This is a genomic window from Serratia sp. 121840015-1 (assembly GCF_053627655.1).
This window is the reverse complement of the sequence record NZ_JBSEYF010000003.1, coordinates 215298-237980: the sequence shown is the minus strand read 5'-3', so window position 1 is coordinate 237980 and position 22683 is coordinate 215298. Positions and strand designations below refer to the sequence as shown.

The 22683-nt window shown below is 62.2% G+C and carries 20 protein-coding genes and 1 other annotated feature; of the genes, 6 read left to right on the top strand and 14 right to left on the bottom strand.

The genetic code is table 11. The annotated features are described in order from the left end of the window. Positions 1-87 precede the first annotated feature (87 nt). Together ACUXAC_RS17425 and ybaK are read left to right on the top strand one after the other, a co-directional pair. Positions 88-894: a TraB/GumN family protein gene (locus ACUXAC_RS17425; protein ID WP_060423470.1), complete on the top strand. Its 807-nt coding sequence runs from the start codon at positions 88-90 to the stop codon at positions 892-894. A gap of 228 nt (positions 895-1122) precedes the next feature. Then, positions 1123-1602: a Cys-tRNA(Pro)/Cys-tRNA(Cys) deacylase YbaK gene (gene ybaK / locus ACUXAC_RS17420; RefSeq protein ID WP_049272291.1), complete on the top strand. Its 480-nt coding sequence runs from the start codon at positions 1123-1125 to the stop codon at positions 1600-1602. A gap of 10 nt (positions 1603-1612) precedes the next feature. Here ybaK and dacB read toward each other — a convergent pair whose 3' ends face one another. Both dacB and ushA read right to left on the bottom strand, forming a co-directional pair. Beyond that, the gene (gene dacB / locus ACUXAC_RS17415) at positions 1613-3079 is read right to left on the bottom strand and encodes a D-alanyl-D-alanine carboxypeptidase/D-alanyl-D-alanine endopeptidase (RefSeq protein ID WP_421115149.1); all 1467 of its coding nucleotides are present in this window, start codon (positions 3077-3079) and stop codon (positions 1613-1615) included. 149 nt (positions 3080-3228) lie between these two features. Then, a complete protein-coding gene (ushA, locus tag ACUXAC_RS17410) occupies positions 3229-4881 on the bottom strand; it encodes a bifunctional UDP-sugar hydrolase/5'-nucleotidase UshA (RefSeq protein ID WP_087763297.1) in 1653 nt (550 codons plus the stop codon). Positions 4882-5059: 178 nt separating this feature from the next. On the opposite strand from ushA, the gene ACUXAC_RS17405 reads away from it, so the two are divergent. Together ACUXAC_RS17405 and ybaL are read left to right on the top strand one after the other, a co-directional pair. Further along, on the top strand, positions 5060-6280 hold the full coding sequence (locus ACUXAC_RS17405) for an MFS transporter (RefSeq protein ID WP_049272288.1): 1221 nt from the start codon (positions 5060-5062) through the stop codon (positions 6278-6280). A 245-nt stretch (positions 6281-6525) separates the two neighbouring features. Next, positions 6526-8217: a YbaL family putative K(+) efflux transporter gene (gene ybaL, locus ACUXAC_RS17400; protein WP_004940247.1), complete on the top strand. Its 1692-nt coding sequence runs from the start codon at positions 6526-6528 to the stop codon at positions 8215-8217. A gap of 57 nt (positions 8218-8274) precedes the next feature. On the opposite strand, the gene ACUXAC_RS17395 is transcribed toward ybaL, so the two are convergent. From ACUXAC_RS17395 to ACUXAC_RS17340, 12 genes are all read right to left on the bottom strand, one after another. Further along, positions 8275-9579 (bottom strand): inosine/guanosine kinase, encoded by a 1305-nt coding sequence (locus ACUXAC_RS17395; protein WP_049199930.1) that lies wholly within the window; start codon positions 9577-9579, stop codon positions 8275-8277. A 90-nt stretch (positions 9580-9669) separates the two neighbouring features. Next, entirely contained in the window at positions 9670-10632 is a 963-nt protein-coding gene (hemH, locus tag ACUXAC_RS17390) for a ferrochelatase (protein WP_197756894.1), read from the bottom strand. A gap of 119 nt (positions 10633-10751) precedes the next feature. Further along, positions 10752-11915 (bottom strand): glycerate kinase, encoded by a 1164-nt coding sequence (locus tag ACUXAC_RS17385; protein ID WP_197756892.1) that lies wholly within the window; start codon positions 11913-11915, stop codon positions 10752-10754. Between the two features lie 9 nt (positions 11916-11924). Continuing rightward, positions 11925-13190, bottom strand: coding sequence for a GntP family permease (locus tag ACUXAC_RS17380; RefSeq protein ID WP_149571623.1), 1266 nt, complete (start codon positions 13188-13190; stop codon positions 11925-11927). A gap of 119 nt (positions 13191-13309) precedes the next feature. Further along, positions 13310-14443, bottom strand: a complete 1134-nt coding sequence (locus ACUXAC_RS17375; protein ID WP_060423460.1) for a sugar diacid recognition domain-containing protein — start codon at positions 14441-14443, stop codon at positions 13310-13312. Positions 14444-14609: 166 nt separating this feature from the next. Further along, entirely contained in the window at positions 14610-15254 is a 645-nt protein-coding gene (gene adk / locus ACUXAC_RS17370) for an adenylate kinase (protein WP_004940261.1), read from the bottom strand. A gap of 202 nt (positions 15255-15456) precedes the next feature. After that, positions 15457-17322, bottom strand: coding sequence for a molecular chaperone HtpG (gene htpG / locus ACUXAC_RS17365; RefSeq protein WP_049199924.1), 1866 nt, complete (start codon positions 17320-17322; stop codon positions 15457-15459). 143 nt (positions 17323-17465) lie between these two features. Further along, positions 17466-18071 (bottom strand): recombination mediator RecR, encoded by a 606-nt coding sequence (gene recR / locus ACUXAC_RS17360; protein WP_025301791.1) that lies wholly within the window; start codon positions 18069-18071, stop codon positions 17466-17468. Beyond that, positions 18071-18400, bottom strand: a complete 330-nt coding sequence (locus tag ACUXAC_RS17355) for a YbaB/EbfC family nucleoid-associated protein (RefSeq protein ID WP_025301790.1) — start codon at positions 18398-18400, stop codon at positions 18071-18073. Before ACUXAC_RS17355 ends, recR begins: the two co-directional genes overlap by 1 nt. Positions 18401-18441: 41 nt before the next feature. Then, entirely contained in the window at positions 18442-20400 is a 1959-nt protein-coding gene (gene dnaX, locus ACUXAC_RS17350; protein WP_060423453.1) for a DNA polymerase III subunit gamma/tau, read from the bottom strand. Further along, positions 19045-19109: a sequence feature (DnaX frameshifting element), on the bottom strand. It overlaps the preceding gene by 65 nt. Before the next feature lie 92 nt (positions 20401-20492). Further along, entirely contained in the window at positions 20493-21044 is a 552-nt protein-coding gene (gene apt / locus ACUXAC_RS17345; RefSeq protein WP_087763293.1) for an adenine phosphoribosyltransferase, read from the bottom strand. 278 nt (positions 21045-21322) lie between these two features. Continuing rightward, a complete protein-coding gene (locus ACUXAC_RS17340; protein WP_019454167.1) occupies positions 21323-21703 on the bottom strand; it encodes a DUF454 family protein in 381 nt (126 codons plus the stop codon). A 134-nt stretch (positions 21704-21837) separates the two neighbouring features. Here ACUXAC_RS17340 and priC point away from each other — a divergent pair, with 134 nt between their 5' ends. Both priC and rsmS read left to right on the top strand, forming a co-directional pair. Next, a complete protein-coding gene (gene priC / locus ACUXAC_RS17335; protein ID WP_038875000.1) occupies positions 21838-22374 on the top strand; it encodes a primosomal replication protein PriC in 537 nt (178 codons plus the stop codon). Positions 22375-22482: 108 nt separating this feature from the next. Then, positions 22483-22662 (top strand): pleiotropic regulatory protein RsmS, encoded by a 180-nt coding sequence (gene rsmS, locus ACUXAC_RS17330; protein ID WP_016928837.1) that lies wholly within the window; start codon positions 22483-22485, stop codon positions 22660-22662. Positions 22663-22683 lie beyond the last annotated feature (21 nt).

Here is a 22683-nt window from a genome sequence, read left to right as displayed (position 1 = left end):
GCGCGGCGGATAGCGTTTAGCATGAATGACGATTTTCCCTCGCCTTTCATGCTGAAACGCGCACCCGTTATTCAGGAGCCACGCCGTATGGGTCAACTGTTACGCCGCCTCGCCGCCTTTCTCGGCCTGATCTCGCCCAAACGTTACGCTTATCCGGCGTTGGACATCACTCTGCCGGGCGATCGTCGGCTGCATCTGGTGGGCAGCATCCATATGGGCACCGTCGATATGTCGCCGTTGCCGCCCCGGCTCGCCGCCCGGCTGCAACAGGCCGACGCGCTGATCGTCGAAGCCGATATCACCGATTCCGCCTCGCCTTTCGACCACGCCGAGCTGCAGCCGGCGCTGGAACAGCGCCTGTCCGCCGAAGAATATCAACGGCTGCTGGCGCTGTGCCATGAGCTGGGCGCCGATCCATACGCCTTCGCCACCCTGCCCGGCTGGCAGGTCGCGCTGATGATGCAGGCGCGCCAGGCTCAGCGTCTGGGGCTGCGGGCAGAGTACGGCGTGGACTATCAGCTGCTGCAGGCCGCCCGGGCGCAGGACAAACCGGTGATCGAGCTGGAAGGGGCGCAGCAGCAGCTGGCGATGCTGGAACAGCTGCCGGAAGGTGGCATTGCGCTGCTGCGCGATACGCTGGAGCACTGGCACACCAACGCGCGGCTGCTGCAAACCATGGTGAGCTGGTGGCTGGACGCCAAACCGCGCGGCACGCTGGACACCCTGCCCGCCACCTTCAGCGCCGGGCTGTACGACGTGCTGATGCATCAGCGCAATCGCGACTGGCGGCGTCAGTTGGAGGCGCTGCCGGCCGGGGACTATGTGGTGGCGGTTGGCGCATTGCACCTGTACGGCGAGGATAACCTGCCGGCGATGCTGCAGCCGCAGGGCTAAAAAAGAGGCCAATATCGCTATTGGCCAGTCAAAGAGGAATTTCTTGTATTCTAGTTATACGCATAGCAACCGTGTTAACGGTTACAGTAAACAGGGTAGCAACCCGGTGAATATCTTGGCAACCCGCTTTATGTAACAGCCGCTCAGGTTGCCGGGCAGGTCGGATTTTTGTATTTTTAAAGCTGGTTATCACCCTTCCCCCGCAGGGGGCATTCTGGACAACACATCATGACGCCCGCAGTCGTTCTGCTCGAAAAACAAAAGGTCACCTTTACCCTTCATCCGTATCACCACGACAGCGACGAAACTAATTTCGGCGACGAAGCGGTGAGAAAGCTGGGGCTGGATGCCGATCGGGTTTACAAAACCTTGCTGGTGGCGCTGAACGGCGACGCCAAACACCTGGCGGTGGCGGTCACGCCGGTCGCCACCCAGCTGGATCTGAAAAAGGTCGCCCGCGCCCTCGGCGCCAAAAAGGCCGAGATGGCCGATCCGCAGCTGGCGCAGCGCGTCACCGGGTATCTGGTGGGCGGCATTAGCCCGCTGGGGCAGAAAAAACGGCTGCCGACGGTGATCGACAGCCCGGCGCAAGCGTTCGCCACCATCTACGTTTCCGGCGGCAAACGCGGGCTGGACATCGAGCTGGCCGCCGCCGATCTGTGCCGCCTGCTGGCCGGCAGCTTCGCCGACATCGCCAAGCGCGACTGACGCCGCGCGCTCAGCGGCACACTACCGTGGCGTCACAGGCCGCCAGCGTCTCGACCAGGCGGTCCTCCAGCGCCTTCACCTCCGCGCCGGGCACCAGATAGTTGTTGCTGATGATGGCGAACGCCAGCGGCCGTCCGGTCGCCGAGTCGACATAGCCGCTGAGCGACGAGACCCCGGTCATGGAGCCGCTCTTGGCGTGGGCGCGGCCCGCCGCCGCCGTCTTCACCATGCGGCTCTGCAACGTACCGCCCACCAGCAACCCCGGCTGGCCCGCGATGGGCAAGGCGTTATACCAGGCGGCAAACCACGGCTGTTTCCTGGCTGCCAGCAGCAGCGTCGTCAGCTGCTGCGCCGTGATCTGGTTCATGCGTGACAGCCCGGAACCGTCTACCTGACGGTACGCGCCGGCCGCGATGCCCTGGCTTTGCACAAACTGGCCGATCGCCTGCAGGCCGGCGGCCCAATCCCCCTTGCCCTGCGTCTTGCGGCCCATCGCCTTGGTCAGTACCTCGCCGTAACCGTTGTTGGACACCTTCAGGAAGGTGACGGCCAGGCGGGAGAGCGGCGGCGAGGTTTTTTCGGCCAGCAACCGGGCATCGGCAGGGGTCACGCCCTCTTCCGCGTTACCGCGCAGCGTGATGCCATGCGCGCGCAGCGCATGTTGCAATAAGGCGCCGATCACGCGGGCCGGTTGATCGACGGTGATCAATCGCGAGCGGGTCTCCGCCTGCGCGGCGATGGTGCCGCTGACCACGATTCGGTTGCTGCCCGGCTGGCGATCGAACGTCAGTGCGGTGTCGCCGCCGGTGGTGGTGCGGTTGACCAGCGTCACCGCGTCATTGGCGGGATAGAAACCCACCCGCCCTGGCGCACCGGCGCGGGCACCCGGCTGCACGTCCACCCGCACCACGTTGATATCGCCAGCGGGGGTAAAGGCGTAGTTCAGCGCCGAGATCGGCGCGCCGAAAGCGAAGGGTTCGTCGTCCCAGCTCCAGCCGGCGCCGAAGGGCGTTTGATCGAACGCGCTGGCGTCCAGGATCAGCCGCCCATGAATATGGCGAATGCCGCGCTGCGCCAGCGTGGCGGCGAAGGTGTCGAGATCGTCAGGGTGCAACGTCGGATCGCCGCTGCCCTGCAGATAGAGATCCCCCTGCAAGGTGTCGCCGCGCTGCTCGCCGGTGGTCAGCAGCCGGGTTTCAAACCGGTAATCCGCCCCCAGCACGCCGAACGCCGCCAGAGAAGTGAACATCTTCATGTTGGAAGCCGGCGCCAGGCGCTGCTGCGCGTGCGCCTGATACAGCACGGTGCCGCTGTCGGCATCACGCACCATCACGCCGCTCGACGCGCCAACCAGCGCCTTGTCTTGGCCGATGGCCGCCAGCGCCTGGCTGAGCGTTTGCTCATGGCGTTGGCCGGATGACGAACACCCCGCCAGCGCCAGGATGGCGGGCAGCAGCCAGCCTGCGGTTTTCAACATGTCATCTCCCTGCTTGCGTTATCAAAACCAAATTGTTGCTCAGGCTATCATTGGAAGGCGGCGGCGGCGACTTTTGCGTGCGTTTGAAGGAGGATTTCGGCGGGAAAACAGGCGGCCTGCCCATGGGGAGCAGGCCGCTGCGGTGGCGATTAGCGATAAACGATCTCGCCCTTCGGTTCATAAGCCGCCGCATCCAGCGGCGAGTGTTTCTCGATGTACTGCTTGAGCACCTCGGCATCGATAAAGCCGGTGTTGACGTAGCTCGGCAGCCCGTCCAGCTTCGGATAGCCGTCGCCGCCCAGCGCGTTGAAGTTCAGCGTCGCCATGCGGTAGGTTTTATCCGCCTGCAGCGGCTGGCCGTTGATCTTCACCTCGCTGACGCCCTTGCCGTCCGCCACCAGGCTGACGTTGGCGAACTGGGCGTAGGCGCCGGAATCCGGCTTCATGTTGGCCACTACCGCCAGGTACTGCTCAACCTCGCGGCCTTTCATATCGACATGCACCAGGGTGTTGCCGAACGGCTGTACCTTGAGCACGTTTTTGTAGGTGATATCGCCGCTTTCAATGGAATCACGCACCCCACCGCCGCTCATCACCGCGAAGTCGGCATCGGCGCGCTCCCTCTGCGCGGCCAACATCACCCGCGCCAGGTTGGTTTGCACGAAGCGCACCTTGCTGCGATCGCCCTCCAGCTTGCCGTTAACGCTGCCGATCTTCACGCTCAGCTGCTCCTTGCCCTTCTCCTGGAACGGCGTCAGCAGCTTCATCATGGTCGGATCTTCCGCGATCTGCTGGGTGTAATACACGCGCTCGCTGGTGCCGTCCGCCTTCTCCACCTTCTTCTTCAGGTTCACCGGGATCAGCTGATAATGCACCAGCTTCAGCTCACCGTTGCGGAATTCGAAGTCGGCGCGGCCCACGTATTTGCCCCACTCATGCGCCTGCACGATCCAGGTGCCGTTCTGGCGATCCGGCGAGCACGGCGTGCCCGGCACATAATCCACCTGCTTACGGTTGTCGCCGGCCATGCACACCGGATCCTGCGAGTGGCCGCCGACGATCATGTCAAGATACCCGGCCGGCAGGCTGCGCGCCATCTCCACGTCGCCCGGCGCGTTGGAGCCGTGCTCGCCGTTGTCATAGTGCCCCATGTGGGTAGCGGCGATGATCACGTCCGGCTTCTCGTCCTTGCGCAATTGCTCCACCACCTGCTTCGCTTCCTGCGCCGGCACGCGGAACTCCATGTCGGTGAAGTATTCCGGATTGCCAATCTTGGCGGTGTCGTCGGTCGTCAGGCCGATCACCGCGATCTTGATGCCCTGCTTGTCGAACAAGGCGTAAGGCTTGAACAGCCGCTGGCCGGTGCTTTTCTGATAGATGTTAGCGGACAGCAGCGGGAAGGTCGCCCATTTTTCCTGCTGGCGCAGTACGCTCAGCGGGTTGTCGAATTCGTGGTTGCCGATCGCCATCGCGTCGTAACCCACCAGGTTCATGCCGCGGAAGTCCGGCTCGGCGTCCTGCAGGTCCGATTCCGGCACGCCGGTGTTGATATCGCCGCCCGACAGCAGCAGCAGGCTGCCGCCCTGCGCCGCCACTTCCTGACGAATGCCGTCCACCAGCGTTTTCTGCGCGCCCAGGCCGTATTCGCCGTGATCGTTCTGCCAGAAGTGACCGTGATGATCGTTGGTGTGCAGAATGGTGATGGCGTAGGTCTTATCCTTTTCCCAGGCACTGGCAGCCCCCGACAGCAACGTCAGGGAAACGGCCAACGCGCATGCGGTGGTTTTCAGCGAAAAGCGCATGGCGGATCTCCGTGTATTAAATGGCTTTTATGATGAGGGCGAAATTGTAGCGCGAATTAATGACAGCTGATTTCAAATTTTTGCGATGTGAGTCTAATTATTTCAGATATGGTAAAAATTGAGCGCCCTGCCTAAGATGTCATCTCTGTGCTCAACAACTTATCAGGCTAATAATAATATGACCGACAGTAGCCAAAGCGCGATGCCGCCCGCCAAGGGCAGCGCGGTGAAGGGAACCGCCTTCTCCATCCTTGGCGCCATCAGCGTGTCTCACCTGCTCAACGATATGATCCAGTCGCTGATCCTGGCGATTTACCCGATCCTGCAAGCCGATTTTCACCTCAGCTTCGTGCAGATCGGCATGATTACCCTGACCTATCAGCTGACGGCCTCGCTGCTGCAGCCGCTGATTGGCTATTACACCGATAAACACCCGCAGCCTTACTCGCTGCCGATCGGCATGGGCTTTACCCTGTCCGGCCTGCTGCTGCTGTCGGTGGCGAGCACCTTTCCGCTGGTGCTGCTGGCGGCGGCGCTGGTGGGCACCGGCTCATCGGTCTTCCACCCGGAATCCTCGCGCGTGGCGCGCATGGCCTCCGGCGGCCGGCACGGCCTGGCACAGTCGCTGTTCCAGGTCGGCGGCAACTTCGGCAGCTCGCTCGGCCCGCTGCTGGCGGCGCTGATCATCGCGCCTTACGGCAAGGGCAACGTCGCCTGGTTCTCGCTGGCGGCGCTGCTGGCGATCGTGGTGTTGCTACAGGTCAGCAAGTGGTATCAACATCAGCACCGGGCAACTAAAGGGCAGCCGAAAAGCCCGTCGCTGCTGAAACCGCTGCCAAAACGTACCGTTGCCTACTCGCTGGGCATCCTGCTGGTGCTGATTTTCTCCAAATACTTCTATCTGGCCAGCATCAGCAGCTATTACACCTTTTATCTGATACATAAGTTCGGCGTTTCGGTGCAGAATGCACAGATTCACCTGTTCGCCTTCCTGTTCGCAGTGGCGGCTGGAACCATTATCGGCGGGCCTCTCGGCGACAAGATAGGGCGTAAATATGTTATTTGGGGCTCCATTCTCGGCGCTGCACCGTTTACCCTTGTTTTACCCTATGCATCCCTGTATTGGACCGGCATTTTGACGGTGATCATCGGGGTTATTCTCGCCTCGGCGTTCTCCGCCATCCTGGTCTATGCGCAGGAGCTGATCCCCGGTAAAGTCGGCATGGTTTCCGGCTTATTCTTCGGTTTTGCTTTCGGTATGGGTGGGTTAGGTGCGGCAGTTCTTGGTTATGTCGCCGATTTGACCAGTATCGAGCTGGTCTACCAAATCTGTGCTTTCCTGCCGCTGATCGGCATTATCACGGCGCTACTGCCCAATATGGAGCATAAAGCGCAATAACCCCGCTGAATGCCCGGATGACATTATTTATTCATCCGGGTTATCCCACGGATAAACCAATGTTATTTGGCTTATCTGACACAAAATCTCCTCATTGCCGCGCCTTAAGTGAAATCCTCTGCTTTTTTACAAAAAAGGCCAAATTAGCCAAGCAAGCCGCGAACAAATGCAATAAACTAAATGTATCTTTTCGTAACTTTGTTGCGTTTCTCCCGTGCCGCGATGCATAGCCAGAAGGAGTATGGATGCATAATTCAACACCGCTCATCACCACCATCGTCGGAGGGTTAGTACTCGCCTTCCTCCTCGGCATGCTGGCGAACCGCCTGCGCATCTCCCCTCTGGTGGGGTATCTGGCCGCAGGGGTGCTCGCCGGCCCGTTCACCCCCGGTTTCGTCGCCGATACCTCACTGGCGCCGGAACTGGCGGAAATCGGCGTTATCCTGTTGATGTTCGGTGTTGGCCTGCACTTCTCTTTGAAAGACCTCCTCGCAGTAAAATCTATCGCCATTCCCGGCGCCGTGGCGCAGATAGCCGTCGCTACCCTGCTCGGTATGGGGCTGTCCAAGCTGCTCGGCTGGGATCTGATCTCCGGTCTGGTGTTCGGCCTCTGCCTCTCCACCGCCAGCACCGTGGTGCTGCTGCGTGCCCTGGAGGAACGGCAGCTGATCGACAGCCAGCGCGGGCAAATCGCCATCGGCTGGCTGATCGTCGAAGATTTGGCGATGGTGCTGACGCTGGTGTTGCTGCCCGCCTTCGGCAATATGCTGGGCAACGACAACGCCAGCAGCAGCCAGCTGCTGATGGAGCTGGCGCTGACCATCGGTAAGGTCATCGCCTTCATTGCGTTGATGATCGTGGTCGGCCGCCGCCTGGTGCCGTGGATCCTGTCGAAAACCGCCAGCACCGGCTCGCGCGAGCTGTTCACCCTGGCGGTATTGGCGCTGGCGCTCGGCATCGCCTACGGCGCGGTGAAGCTGTTCGACGTCTCCTTCGCGCTGGGCGCCTTCTTCGCCGGCATGGTGCTGAACGAGTCCGAACTGAGCCACCGTGCGGCGCACGACACCCTGCCGCTGCGCGACGCGTTCGCGGTGCTGTTCTTCGTCTCGGTCGGCATGCTGTTCGATCCGATGATCGTGATTAACGAACCGCTGGCGGTGCTGGCGACGCTGGCAATCATCGTGTTCGGCAAATCTGCCGCCGCGTTCCTGCTGGTGAAAATGTTCGGTCATTCCAAGCGCACCGCGCTGACCATTTCCGCCAGCCTGGCGCAGATCGGCGAATTCGCCTTTATTCTGGCGGGCCTCGGCATCGCGCTCGGCATGATGTCGGAACACGGGCGCAATCTGGTGCTGGCCGGCGCCATTCTGTCCATCATGCTCAACCCGCTGCTGTTCACCCTGCTGGAGCGCTATCTGGCCAAAACCGAAACCATCGAAGAGCAAATTCTCGAAGAGGCGGTGGAAGAAGAGAAGCAGATCCCGGTGGACATGTGCAACCACGCGCTGGTGGTCGGCTACGGCCGCGTCGGCAGCCTGCTGGGCGGCAAACTGGCCGAGGCGGGCATTCCGCTGGTGGTGATCGAGAACTCCCGCCCACGGGTGGAAGCGCTGCGCGAACAGGGCATCAAGACGGTGCTGGGCAACGCCGCCAATCCGGAAGTGATGGATCTGGCGCGGCTCGACTGCGCGCGCTGGCTGCTGCTGACCATCCCCAACGGCTATGAGGCCGGCGAGATCGTCGCCTCGGCGCGCGCCAAGCGGCCGAACATCGAGATCATCGCCCGCGCCCACTACGACGACGAAGTGGCCTACATCACCGATCGCGGCGCTAATCAGGTAGTGATGGGCGAACGGGAGATCGCCAACAGCATGCTGAACATCCTGCAGCTGGACACCCTGAGCGAAGAAGAAAAAATGGGCGGCTGTCCGATCTGAAGCGCCACGGCGCACAAAAAAGGTCCGGCATTGCCGGACCTTTTCTTTTTCAGCGGGTTAACGCTCCCAGTAGGACTCTTCCAGGCTGTCTTCCCGCTCCGGCAGGCCACGGGTGAGGCGCGGCGAATGCTGGTTCAACACCTGGTAGCTGACGCGGTTGGCGTATTTGCACACCTGCGCCAGGGAGGAATAAGTCAGGTAGCTGCGCACGTGCTTGCTGGAATTCGGCACGTTATGGCGGTGATAGCCGTTGGCGGCAATATCGTGCAGCAACGCCGACAGCGCGCCGTCGCCGGCGCCGTTGGTGTTCATGATCCTCTCCGGCCCGCCCATATACGGCGCGATGTGCGAATAAACGCGCAGCGGATTTTCACAGTGTTCACGGCGCATGGCGCGGCTGAATTCGTAGCGGTTGAACTCGGCGATATGCCCCGGCAGCAGCGGGTGCTGGGTCTGGCGCTTGTTGGCCTCTTCGGTGTAGCCCGCCATATACAGGCCGTTCGGCCCGGCGGTGCACAGCACCAGATCCACCCACTCCAGCGCCATGTCCGAGGCGGTCAACGGATCGCTCAGCCCGGTCAGCTCCAGCGCTTCGTCTTCGTTCATCGCCAGAATCGTCACGTTTTCCTTCAGGAAGTCGCGCCACCACTGCGGGTTGTCGGCGATCACGTACTTGGTGCCCAGCGTCAATACCACCGGCACGTCGTGTTTTTTGGCGTATTCGATCGCCTGCAGGGTGGCGGCCTTCATCGGCTCCCCTTCCTTGCAGCGCACCAGATAAGAGCTCAGCACCAGCGCCGACGCGCCGGCGATCACCTCTTCAGGAATGCTTTCCGGGCGCAGCTGGTTCATCTGGCCCGGGTTGATGGCGAAGGTGCGCTCGCCGCTCTCGCCAATCAGCGTGAAACAGCGGCCGATGGCGCCATCAACGCCCTGCAGATAGTTAAGATCGGTACGGCTGGAGGTATTGCACAGGTAACGGTAGGCATAGCTGCCGATTTTCACGTTGCTGCACATCACGCCGAGCAGCACCGAGCGATCGTCCGCCAGCACCGAATAGTTGTGCATGGTATTGCCGATGGTGCCGCCGGCGAACTGATGGGTAACCAGGTTGTTGTCATTCAGTTCCTGATACAGCGCCTCGGCGACGTCGTCTTCGATCACCAGAGAGTGGCCCAGGCTCAGGCCGTAGCGCTGGACAAAAGCGTCGTCCACTTTCGCCTCGATATCCACCAGCGTCTGATCGATGCCGACGATATACGAGGTGCTGATTTCACTTTCGGGCTGGGCCTGCTGCAGAAGCGGATCGCGGGCGCTCACCGGGAAATAGTGTTTGGACTTGCGTTTACCAGGAAATTTCATGTGATTGGCGGTGGTGACGGTTTAACAAGCGGAGAATGTTAACACATCCCCGCCCGATCACGATGCATCTAATAGACAGATTATGGATGATTACAGGCGCTGCGCCACCAGCTGCTGCATCATATCGATATGCGCCGGCTCGTCGTTCAACGCCGAGATATATTCAAACTTCTCGCCGCCGGCCTTGAGGAAGATCTCGCGGTTCTGTTCTTTGATCTCTTCCAGCGTTTCCAGGCAGTCCGCCGAGAAACCGGGGCAAATCAGCTGAATGTGCTTCACGCCCTGCGCCGGCAGCCCCTTCAGGGTCTCATCGGTGTACGGCGTCAGCCACGGCTCGCGGCCGAAGCGCGATTGGTACGTCATCATCACGCGTTCCGGCGCCAGCGGCAGCGTGGCGCTCAGCGCACGCAGGGTGTCCTCGCAGCGCTGCGGGTAGTCGTCGCCCAGGCGCGCATAACGTTTGGGAATACCGTGGAACGACAGCACCAGCCGATCCGGCTGGCCGTGCTCGGCGAACGAGCGCTCCACGCTTTGCTGCAGCGCGGCGATGTAGGCCGGATGTTCGGCGTAATCGCGGATGAAGGCCACAGAAGGCAAACGGCGATAGCCTTTCAGCACCCGCGCCACGCCATCCCATACCGCCGCGCTGGTGGAACAGGAATATTGCGGATAGAGCGGCAGCACCACCAGGTTGGTCACGGCCTGCGCCAGCAGCTTGTCGATGGCTTCCGCCAGGCTCGGCGAGCCGTAGCTCATGCCCAGCTCCACCGGCGTATTCGGCATGCGCGCCGCCAGCGCCCGCTGTTGGCGGCGGCTGTACACCAACAGCGGCGAGCCCTCTTCCATCCACACCGACTGATACAGCTTCGCCACGCGCGGCGAACGGATCGGCAAGATCGCGCCGTTGAGGATCGGCCACCAGATCAGCGGCGCCGTATCGACCACGCGATCGTCACTGAGGAATTCCTTCAGATAGCGTTTGACCGCCGACGAGGTCGGCGCATCTGGTGTGCCCAGGTTCACCAGCAATACGCCGTGTTTCTCTTGCTTCATCTCAGTTCCCCTCATTTCCTTTCCGGCCGGCATTCCGTTCTGGGTCGGGATGTCAGCAGCCATTAATGCCGGCTATTGTAACGGAAAAGTCCTGCGTCGAAACCGATAACAGCAACAGGCTATGCCTGTGGGCCTTCCCTTTGCGCCAGTTGCCACACCGCCGCCACGTTGCGCGCCGTCACCTGCAGATTGCGATCGGCGTCCGCCAGCGCTTCTTCCAGCGTCACGATGCGGTCGAGCACCGAAAACGCCGCGTCGATGCCGTGTTGATGCACCACCTGGTAATCCGGCGTCAGGCTGCCGGCGATGGCGATCACCGGCACCCCGTAGCGCTTGGCCACCCGCGCCACGCCGATCGGCGTTTTGCCGTGGATCGACTGGCTGTCCAGCCGCCCTTCGCCGGTGATCACCAAATCGGCATCGCGCACCGCCTCATCCAGACGCAGGGTTTCGGTGACGATCTCGATGCCCGGCCGCAAGCGCGCGCTGAGCATGCCGAGCAACGCCGCCCCCATGCCGCCCGCCGCCCCCGCGCCCGGCTGGGTGAGCACGGCGCGGCCGGTTTCCCGTTCCAGCAGTTCGCCATAGTGATGCAGTGCCGCATCGAGCTGCGCCACCATCTCCGGCGTCGCCCCCTTCTGCGGCCCGAACACCGCCGAGGCGCCCTTTTCACCGCACAGCGGGTTATCGACGTCGCAGGCGGCGGTTACGCTCACCCGTTGCCAACGCGCATCAAGCCCGGCGAGATCGAGGTGCGCCAGCTGCGCCAGGGCCGCCCCGCCCACCGGCAGCGGCCGGCGATCCTTATCCAACAATTTAACGCCCAGCGCCTGCATCATCCCGGCGCCGCCGTCGTTAGTGGCGCTGCCGCCGATGCCGAGAATGATCGCCTTCACGCCGCGCTCCAGCGCCGCCAGCATCAGTTCGCCGGTGCCGTAACTGGTGGTGATGCGCGGATCGCGCCGGCCAGGCGGTGCCAGATGCAGCCCGGAAGCCGCGGCCATTTCAATCACTGCGGTTGCGCCATCGCCCAGCAGGCCATAGAACCCCTGCACCGGCTCCCCCAGCGGCCCGGTGACCGTCACCTGGACGATTTCGCCGCCGGTGGCCGCCACCATCGACTCCACCGTGCCTTCGCCGCCGTCTGCCATCGGCAGCTTCACGTAGTGCGCCTGCGGATAAATTTGGCGGAATCCCCGCTCGATGGCGTCGGCAACGCCGAGCGCGCTCAGGCTCTCTTTGAAAGAATCCGGGGCAATAACCACTTTTTTCAGCGTTTTCATCACTGTTCCTTATCCCGCCAGGTTAAATACGCCAAACATCAGCGCCGAGATCGTCGCGATGGTGAATCCCACCAGCGTTTCATACGGCAACAGCTTCAGCCGCTCGTGCACCGCCATATTGACGCTGCCGCCGGTAGCGTGGAAGAAGCTGCCGTGCGGCAGGTGATCCAGCACCGTGGCGCCCGCATGGATCATCGCCGCACCGGCCAGCCCGCTCACACCCAGTTCGAGCAGCGTAGAGCTGAACACCCCGGAAGCCACGGCGGTGCCGGCGGTGGTCGATGCGGTCGCCATCGACATCAGCGCGCCGGACAGCGGCGCCAGCAGCCAGGCCGGCAGCCCGGTGTGCGTTAAGCCGTTAATCAAGACATCCTTCAGCGCCGAGTTGGCGATAATGCCCGCCAGCGTGCCGGTGCCGAGCAGCATGATCGCCACCGGCGCCATGCGCGACAGGCCGGAGACCATAAAATGATTGCACTGGCGGATACGCCCCATCAGCAGCGCGCCCGCCAACCCGCCGGCCGGCAGCGCGATCAGCGGATCGACGGCGATACCGGCGATCGGCCGCAGCGACAGCAGCAGGATCGCGACCAGCGGCGCGCTGATCGCCGCAGCGAAGCCCGGCCGCGCCCCTTCGGCATGCTGAGTCAGCTCTTCGGCCATCACTTTGCTGCCTTTATCGCTCAGGCGACGCGCCAGCAGATAGGCCACCACCAGGCCGCACAGCCCCGGCACGATGCCGGCCATCATCACCGAAGTGAGCGGCACGTGGAAGTTGTCCGCCGCCGCAATGGTGTTCGGATTAGGTGACATCACGTTGCCGGCCTTGCCACCGCCGATCATCGCCAGCAGGATCGCCGCGCGCGAAATGCCGGCCTTCTGGGCGATCGACAGCGCGATCGGTGCGACGGTGATCACCGCCACGTCGATAAATACCCCCACCGCCGTCAGGATCAGTGTAGCCACCGCCAGCGCCAGCAGCGCGCGGGTTTCACCCACCTTGCGCACGATGGTTTCGGCGATGGTGTGCGCCGCGCCGGATTCGATCAGCACTCCGGCCAGCACCCCCGCCGCCAGAATGCGCATCACGGCGTTGGTGATGCCCTGCGCCCCGCCGATCATCAGCGTTACGGTCTGCACCAGGTCGGCGCCGCCGCACAGCCCGCCCGCCAGCGCGCCGGCGATCATGCCGTAAGCCGGTGGCACCTTGCGTAGAATCAGGACGATGGCGACGGCTAACGCCACCAGTGCCCCCAGCGTGGATACGGTTGTCATTGTTGTTTTCTCCGTGGTTGATGTGCAGGCCAACATATCCCGCGCGCCCGGCGTTGGCCTGAGGGGAAACAACAAAAAATCGCCGGGTGAACGGCGTGGAATTTGTGGGTTGGCACAACTCAGTCGTGCATCAGCATGCCGATATACAACCGCAGAGCGTCGGTTAATTGATTGATTTTCATGCCGGTTATCGCTTCGATGCGCTGCAGGCGATAGCGCAGGGTATTGACGTGGATATGCAGCTGCGCGGCGGTCTGCGTCTGATCACAATTCTGCGAAAAATAGTGGCGCAGCGTGCCGCGCAGCACGCCTTTTTCGTCCTGTTCGCCCAGCGTTCGCCAGGGGCGCCCCAGCTCCTGCGCGCGCCAGTCCTCCCCCAAATCGCACAACAGCGACGGCAGCGGGTAGTCGTGGTAGAACAGCGTGGCGTGACGCAGTTTCAGGCGCTGCGCCATCGCCTGGGTGGCGCGCGCCGTCAGGCTGGAACGGTAGGCGCTTTGCGGATCGTCATAAAAACCGCCGACGATCAAGCGCACCCGAAAGCGGTGTTTGAGTTGGTTTTGCAAACGCTGCGCCTGCTGGCGTTCCAGCTTCAGGCTCCATTCACCCTGCGCCATGCAGGCCGGGCGCAGCAGGGTCATTTCATTGAAGCCGGTAATGGCGATCAACGCATCGCGCTGGGTGGCCTCCAGCTCCGCCAGCAGCTCGCGCAGCAGGTGCGGCTGCGCCTCTTGCAGCTCGACGATCCACACGATGCGCGCCTGGCGCAGATCCAATCCCAGATACGCCGCCATCGCTTGCAGCGACGCGGTGTTCGGCTGCGGCTGCAGCAGCTGGTTCGCCAGCTCTTCCCGGTAGCGCTTTTCCCACTGGTGCTGATCCAGCAGCGCCGCCTGCTCCACCATCAACTCCGCCGCCATCTTCACCAGCTCGGCGTAGGCGCGCACCTCGGCCGGTTCGCCGGAGATGCCGATCACCCCCACCCGCTGGTTGCGAAAGCTGAACGGCAGGTTGATGCCGGGCCGCACACCCTTCAGATGCTCGGCGGTGGCGCGGTCGATTTCCACCACCCGATTCTCGGCCAGCGCCAGCACCGCGCCTTCATGGCGCTGGAACAGGCGCTGCGGGTTGCCGGAGGCGATGATCACACCGTTGCTGTCCATCACGTTGACGGAATGGCTGATGATGCCCATCGCCCGCTGGACGATCTGGCGCGCGGTGGCTTCCGCCAGAAGATTGGTTTGTCTGAGCATGCCCGGCTCCCTGCTGAGGGTGAAAACGCAGGCTTGTTATACGCCATTTGGCGCGGGCGATTAATGGGCACGGCCGCAACAAGCCGCCGCGATCACAATTTGGCGGGAAAACGGCAAAAAAAAACGCCGGGCCACAGGCCCGGCGTCATGCACAATCCGCTTGCGATCAACCGAGGATGGTCGCCAGCTCTGCGCTCACTTCGGCGACCTTGCGGGTGCCGTCGATTTTGCGGTATTGGGTGTTACCCGCTGCCGCTTCTTTGCTGTAGTAAGAGATCAGCGGCGCGGTCATCTGATGGTATTCCACCAGGCGCTTGCGCACGGTCTCTTCCTGATCGTCCTTGCGCGTGGTCAGCTCTTCGCCGGTCACGTCGTCTTTGCCTTCCACCTGCGGCGGATTGAACTTCACGTGGTATACGCGGCCGGACGGCGCGTGCACGCGGCGGCCAACGATGCGGTCAACGATCAGCTCGTCCGGCACGTCGAACTCCAGCACGAAGTCCACGTTGATGCCGGCTTCTTTCATCGCGTCAGCCTGCGGAATGGTGCGTGGGAAACCGTCCAGCAGGAAGCCCTTGCGGCAATCTTCCTGAGCGATGCGCTCTTTGACCAGCGCGATCACCAGCTCATCGGTCACCAGCTTGCCGGCGTCCATGATCTCTTTCGCCTGCTTGCCCAGTTCACTGCCGGCCTTCACGGCTGCGCGCAACATATCACCGGTGGAGATTTGCGGAATGCCGTATTTCTCCATGATGAATTGAGCCTGAGTACCTTTACCAGCGCCCGGAGCGCCCAGCAGAATGATACGCATTGCGTAAATCCCCTTGCTATGTAGTTTTTATAAAATTGCGAAAACGCTCAACGATACCATTTCAGGGGGGGCAGGCTCAAGGCGCGCGAAGGAAATCGATTGCGGAATGTGCAAAAAAGCGGGCAAGCAAAAGGCGAGAAAAAGCGGGGAAAAATCGGCAATGCGCCCCTAACGGTGCCGTTAAGGGCGCATATCTTCAGCTTTAGGCGGACAGCAACTTATTCATGCGACGGATGAACAGGTTCGGATCCTCCAGCGTGCCGCGTTCAGCCAGCAGCGCCTGATCCAATAACAGGTCGATCCATTCGGCAAAATGTTCGTTATCGCCCACATCGGATGCTCGTTTGACCAGCGCATGCTCGGGATTAAGCTCGAAAATGTACTTCACCTCCGGCGCCTGCTGACCGGCGGCGGCAAACAGCTTGGCCATCTGGGTGCTCATTTCGTCGGCGTCGGTCACCACGATCGCCGGCGTATCGGTCAGGCGGTGCGTCAGGCGCACATCCTTCACGCGCTCGCCCAGCAGGGTTTTCACGCGTTCGATGAACGGTTCCAGCTGCTTCTCGGCGGCCTTCTGCTCTTCGGTTTCATCCGCCAGTTTATCCAGCGTTTCATCCGCTTTGCTGACCGACTGGAACGGCTTGCCGTCGAACTCGGTCAGGTAGCTCATCATCCACTCGTCGATGCGATCGGACAGCAGCAGCACTTCGATGCCTTTCTTGCGGAACAGCTCCAGGTGCGGGCTGCTCTTGGCGGCGGCGTAGCTGTCGGCGGTGATGTAGTAAATCTTCTCCTGCCCTTCCGCCATGCGGCCGACGTACTCTTCCAGCGACACGGTCTGCGCCGAGCTGTCGCCGTGGGTGGAGGCGAAACGCAGCAGTTTGGCGATCGCTTCCTGGTTGCCGTTGTCTTCCGCCGGGCCCTCTTTCAGCACCAGACCGAACTGCTGCCAGAATTTCTGGTAGCCTTCGGCGTCGTCTTTGGCCAGCTTATCCAGCATCTGCAGCACGCGCTTGGTCAGCGCGCCGCGCAGGTTTTGCGTCACGCGGCTGTCTTGCAGGATCTCGCGCGACACGTTCAGCGGCAGATCGTTGGAATCGATCAGGCCGCGCACGAAGCGCAGGTAGTTCGGCATGAACTGCTCGGCGTCGTCCATGATGAACACGCGCTGCACGTACAGCTTCAGGCCGTGTTTGTGATCGCGGTTCCACATGTCCCACGGCGCCTGCGCCGGGATATACAGCAGGCTGGTGTACTCCTGCTTGCCTTCCACCCGGTTATGGCTCCAGCTCAGCGGATCGGTGAAATCATGGGCGATGTGCTTGTAGAACTCTTTGTACTCTTCGTCGGTCACGTCAGCCTTGCTGCGGGTCCACAGGGCCTGCGCCTTGTTGATCTTCTCCCAGGTGACGGTGTCGTCTTCTTCGTTTTTGCTTTCGATCTCCACCGGCAGGGCGATGTGATCGGAATATTTGCCGATCACCGAGCGCAGGCGCCAGGCGTCGAGGTACTCATCTTCGCCTTCGCGCAGATGCAGGGTGATTTCGGTGCCGCGGGTCTCTTTGGTGATGTCGGCGATGGTGTAGTCGCCTTCGCCGGCGGACTCCCAGAACACGCCTTCATCATCGGCAGCGCCGGCGGCGCGGGTACGCACGGTCACTTTATCCGCCACGATGAACGCCGAGTAGAAACCGACGCCGAACTGGCCAATCAGCTGGCTGTCTTTCGCCTGGTCGGAACCGATGGATTCCAGGAACGCTTTGGTGCCCGACTTGGCGATGGTGCCGAGGTTTTCGATCACTTCTTCGCGGCGCATGCCGATGCCGTTGTCGGCGATGGTCAGGGTGCGCTGCTCTTTATCGAAGGACAAGCGTACGCGCAGCTCGCCGTCGCCGGCGTACAGCTCTGGTGCGGACAGGGCGCGGAAGCGCAGCTTGTCGGCAGCGTCAGAGGCGTTGGAAATCAGCTCACGCAGGAAAATTTCTTTGTTGGAGTACAGCGAATGGATCATCAAATGAAGCAGCTGTTTTACTTCAGACTGGAACCCGCGGGTTTCTTGACCTTTCATACTCATTGATTACCTCAAAGACAATGGCTACCAAAATCGAACAATGAGGATCAGATGAGGGTCAGGGTCTTGTTTTTCAAGCGGACGGCGGGAAATTTTTGGCAAAAAAACGACGGGGCCGAATGGCCCCGTCCGGGAAAACATCAGAACTTGATGGCGTGACGCCCGGCCAGCGAATGCGACAGCGTGGTGCCGTCGACCATCTCCAGCTCGCCGCCCACCGGCACGCCGTGGGCGATACGGCTGGCGAGCACGCCATACTGGCCGCACATCTCGGCGATGTAGTTGGCGGTCGCCTCCCCTTCCACCGTCGGGTTGGTGGCGAGGATCACTTCGGTGATGCTTTCCTTTTCCAGCCGTTGCTCCAGGCGATCGAGACCGATATCGCCCGGCCCGATGCCGTCCAGCGGCGACAGATGGCCCATCAGCACAAAGTAGCGCCCGGCGAACTGGCCGGTCTGCTCGATGGCGTGGATATCCGCCGGGCTTTCCACCACGCAAATCTGGCCGTTTTGCTGACGGCGCGGATTGGCGCAGATGGTGCAGATGTCCTGCTCGGTGAAGGTGCGGCAGTCGGCGCAGTGGCCGATTTCCGACATCGCGCGCGTCAACGCCTGCGCCAGGCGCATGCCGCCGCTGCGATCGCGCTGCAGCAGCTGAAACGCCATGCGCTGCGCCGATTTCGGGCCGACGCCCGGCAGGCAGCGCAGCGCCTCCATCAGGGATTCAAGGAGCGGGCTGGTTTGCATCAGAACGGCATCTTGAAGCCAGGCGGCAACTGCATGCCGCTGGAGACGGAGGCCATTTTCTCTTTCTGGGTCTCTTCGATACGGCGCGCGGCGTCGTTAAACGCGGCGGCGATCAGATCTTCCAGCATGTCTTTGTCGTCTTCCATCAGGCTAGGATCGATCTCCACGCGGCGGCAGTTGTGCGCGCCGTTGATGGTGACTTTCACCAGGCCCGCGCCAGATTCGCCGGTCACTTCCAATTTGGCGACTTCTTCCTGCATCTGCTGCATTTTTTCTTGCATTTGCTGGGCTTGCTTCATCAGGTTGCCCAGACCGCCTTTACCAAACATAGTCGTCTCTCGTCGCTAGGGCCGCGCACCTCGCGCGGCGTTTAAAGGGGGCGGATACTCTCTTCATCCAGATCCGCGTCGAAGAACCGGCACAGCGTCTGAATATGGGTATCCGCAACGATGGACTGGCGCGCCTGCGCCAGCTTTTCTTCATAGATGGCTTGTCGCCACTCCAGCGGGGTGCGCTCCGCCGGATTATCGTCCTCTATCACGGTCAGCTCGATCGGGCTGCCGTACAGCTCACCGAGCGCTTCGGCCAACGTCTTCTGCGCCGAAGGCGAATTCAGATGACGCTGCGAAGACCGCAGATGGAGGCAAATCTTGCCCGCTTCCGGCTGCTGCTTGAAGGCGTTCAACGCCAGCTGCTGCACCAGTTTCGGGATCTTCAGCCTGTCGATTTCCGCCGCCCAGGCGTCGCGCTCCAGCGACTCCACCACCAGCTTGGCGGCCAGCTCCGGCGTTTTCTCGTGCTCCAACGCCGTGCGCAGCGCTTTCGGCGTCGCCAGCGGTTCCGGCGCCGCTTCCGGCTCGGTCTGCGCGCGCCAGCGATAGGCTTCCGGCTTGGCCGGTTTTTCCGGCACCTTCTTCTCTGCCAGACGCTGCTGGCTACGCTCGGTCACGGAAGCCAAACGCCCCAGCGCCGAGTTTGCCGGCCGCGCTATTCCTGGCGCCGCCGGCTCATTCTTTTTTGGTGTGGATGCTCCCTGCTGCCGCTGCAGCTGGGACCGCGCTTTCAACAGCTGGGCGGTGGCATCCGGTAATGGGGTCGATGATTGTCGCGGTGGCGCGGCCGGCTGCCCTAGCGGCGGCGGCGCGTCCTGAAACTGCGGCGGCTGTTGCGCTGCGGCGGCCTGCGGCTGCGCCATCGGCGCCGGCGCGGTCTGCACCAACGCCACCGGCTCCGGGATCACCGCTTTCGGGTGAAACGCCAGCGCGCGCAGCAGGGTCATCTCAACCCCCATGCGGCGATCCGGCGCATAGGCCAGCTCTTTGCGGCCCACCAGCAGCGTCTGGTAGTAAAGTTGCACATCGGCCGGCGGCAAAGTGCGCGCCAGCTCGCGCAGCCGTTGTTCCACGGCCGCGTAGTGGTTGTCGAGCATCGAAGGCAGCAGCTGCACCATCGCAATGCGGTGCAGCAGCGCCAGCGTCTCCACCAGCAGGTTTTCCCAGTCCACGCCGCGCGAAGCGGCCTGCGCGACCTGCGCCATCACCTTTTCGCCGTCGGCGCTGACCAGCGCTTCGAGGATCGCCAGCGGCTGCTCGTCATCGAGCGTGCCGAGCATCTGGCTGACGGTGGCGGCGGTCACCTGCCCCTGCCCCATGGCGATCGCCTGATCGGTCAGGCTCAGCGCATCGCGCATGCTGCCGTCGGCGGCGCGCGCCAGCAGCTGCAGCGCGCGAGCGTCGCTGGTGATCTGCTCCGCCGTCAGCACCGTTTCCAGCTGCTGGCGGATCTGATCGACGTCCAGCGCCTTGAGGTGGAACTGCAGGCAACGCGAGAGAATGGTCACCGGCAGCTTTTGCGGATCGGTGGTGGCCAACAGGAATTTGACGTGCGGCGGCGGCTCTTCCAGCGTCTTCAGCAACGCGTTGAAGCTGTGGCGCGAGAGCATGTGCACTTCGTCGATCAGGTAGACCTTGAAGCGGCCGCGCGCCGGCGCGTACTGGACGTTGTCCAGCAGATCGCGGGTATCTTCCACCTTGGTTCGGGAAGCGGCGTCGATCTCGATCAGATCGACGAAGCGCCCCTGCTCGATCTCGCGGCAGTTGTCGCATTGGCCGCACGGCGTGGCGGTGATGCCGGTTTCACAGTTCAGGCCTTTGGCCAGCAGGCGCGCGATGGTGGTTTTCCCCACGCCGCGGGTGCCCGAGAACAGATAGGCGTGATGGATCCGCCCCAGCGAGAGGCCGTTGGCCAGCGCGGTCAGGACATGTTCCTGGCCGACCACGTCTGCGAACGTTTGAGGGCGCCACTTACGGGCGAGAACCTGATAGCTCATTAATACCGGAGAAGTCGAGGAATCTGGAGGGTCATGCTAACACAGCCCCGCGGCGATCCGCGAGGCCGTTGTGCCCAAGGGGCGATGCCGCCTCAATGGCCGGCGAAGTCCACCAGGCAGTAGCAGTCGATGCCCAGCTTGTTCAGACGCGCTTCCCCGCCCAGATCCGGCAGGTTGATGATGAACGCGGCGTCTTTCACTTCACCGCCCAGGCGGCGGATCAGTTTGGTGGTCGCTTCGATGGTGCCGCCGGTCGCCAGCAGATCGTCCACCACCAGCACTTTGTCACCCGTGGTGATGGCGTCGGTGTGGATCTCCAGCTTGTCGGTGCCGTACTCCAGCTCATAGCTTTCGCTGAGCGTGGCGCGCGGCAGTTTGCCCGGTTTACGTACCGGCACGAAACCGACGCCCAATGCCAGCGCGACGGGCGCGCCGAACAGGAAACCACGCGCTTCGGTACCCACCACCTTGGTCACGCCCGCTTCGCGATAGCGCTCAACCAGCAGCTCGATGCTGGCGGCGTAGGCCAACGGGTTTTCCAGCAGGCTGGTCACGTCGCGGAACAGGATGCCCGGCTTCGGATAATCCGGGATGGTTTTGATACTGTCTTTAATAAACTGAAGCTGCTGCGCAGTAGCGGTCATAATTGTTGCCTGATAAAACTGCCTGAAAACCGGCGCGCCGCTCACCCACCGCCCCCGGGTGAAACACACCGGAGAAGAAATGGCAGGCGATCCGCGCACGAAAACGCCCAAATCTATGCAAACTGGCGGACAAATGCAACTCTCCCCTGCATCTTTCAACCCGCAGCGTTGTTGACTGCGCGCATTCCCCCCGGTCACTTACCTAAGTAAGCTCCCGGGGATGCCTGCGTTTGTCGCCTGGCTGCGGCTTGAAAGCTATTGGGGAGTTTAAGGCACAATCAGCGCTGTTTTTGTTGCGACAGGTCAATAACCGGCAGGCGCAGCATAAAGGTCAGCAAAATGGCCAGCATCAGCAGCAACAGCCCGCGCACCCACCAGATTTTCACCAGCCACAGCGAACAGGCGAAGGTGAGCACGATCACCAGCACCGCCTTCCATTTCGCCCCCGGCGGCAGCGCGCGATGCTGCTGCCAGTGGCGCAGGTAGGGACCGAACCAGGAGCGGTGCAGCAGCCAGTGATGAAAGCGCGGCGAAGAGCGGGCGAAGCACCAGGCGGCCAACAGCAGGAACGGCGTGGTCGGCAGCAGCGGCAGCACCACGCCCAACGTTGCCAGCACCACCGCCAGCCAGCCTAAAATGATCAATAACCCACGCGTCATGCGGCTCTTCGCTCCTCAATCGGTTGCCGCCTACTGTAGCATCGGCGCCGCGCCGGCGGAATATGCGTGCGGCGCTTGTTTCACGGCAGGATCGCGGGCAAGCTTACGCCTGTTGAAATCAAGAGGGAGCTTATGTGAGCACTCAGCGTCTATTACAGGTGTTGGCACAGCAGATCGCGGCGCTGGCGGCCGAAGTGACCCCGCGCGGCGATGTGCCAATCCCGCAGGCGCGCTTCGACGCCGCCCTGTTCGCCAATCGCGGCACGCGGCTGCGCGACTACCTGGCCGAGGTGGAGAAGAATTTCGCCCAGCTGCAAAGCGCCGCTAATGACAGCCGCACCAGCCAGGTGGCTTTTCTGGCCGAAAAACTGGTGGCTCAGATCGCCGCCCTGCAGCGCGAGCTGGCAACCCAGGCGCTGCGGCGCAAGAACCAGCCGAAAGAAGCCCCCGAGGCCGATCTGTACCACAAGCTGGCAGAGCATCAGGACTACGAACGCCGGCTGATCGGCATGATTCAGGATCGGGAAAGCCTGCTGGGGCGCCAGACCACGCTGGCGGCGCAGCAAAAGCTGCAGCACGAGCTGGCGGCGCTGGAGGGGAGACTGATGCGCTGCCGCCAGGCGCTGGCGCGCATCGAGCGCAATATCGAGCGCAAAGAAAACGGTTTTTGAAGATTTATCACAATATTTTAATGATTATTCCCGGTTGCGCGCCGGGTTCACTATACTCTGCCGGTACGCGAGTTATTCATCCCATTAATTAATATAAGCGCAGGTGCTATGTCTCTGGAAAACGCGTCACCCGAACTGCAGCTGGCGGTAGACTTGATTTACCTGCTGGAATGCAACGAGATCGATCCGGCCACCGCGCTGGCGGCGCTGGATATCGTCAAACGGGACTATCAGGAAAAGCTGCAGCGCGCCGGCGTCACCTCTCCCTATCTGCCTGCCGGACAGTGAGTAGGGACAGCGCCGCTGTCC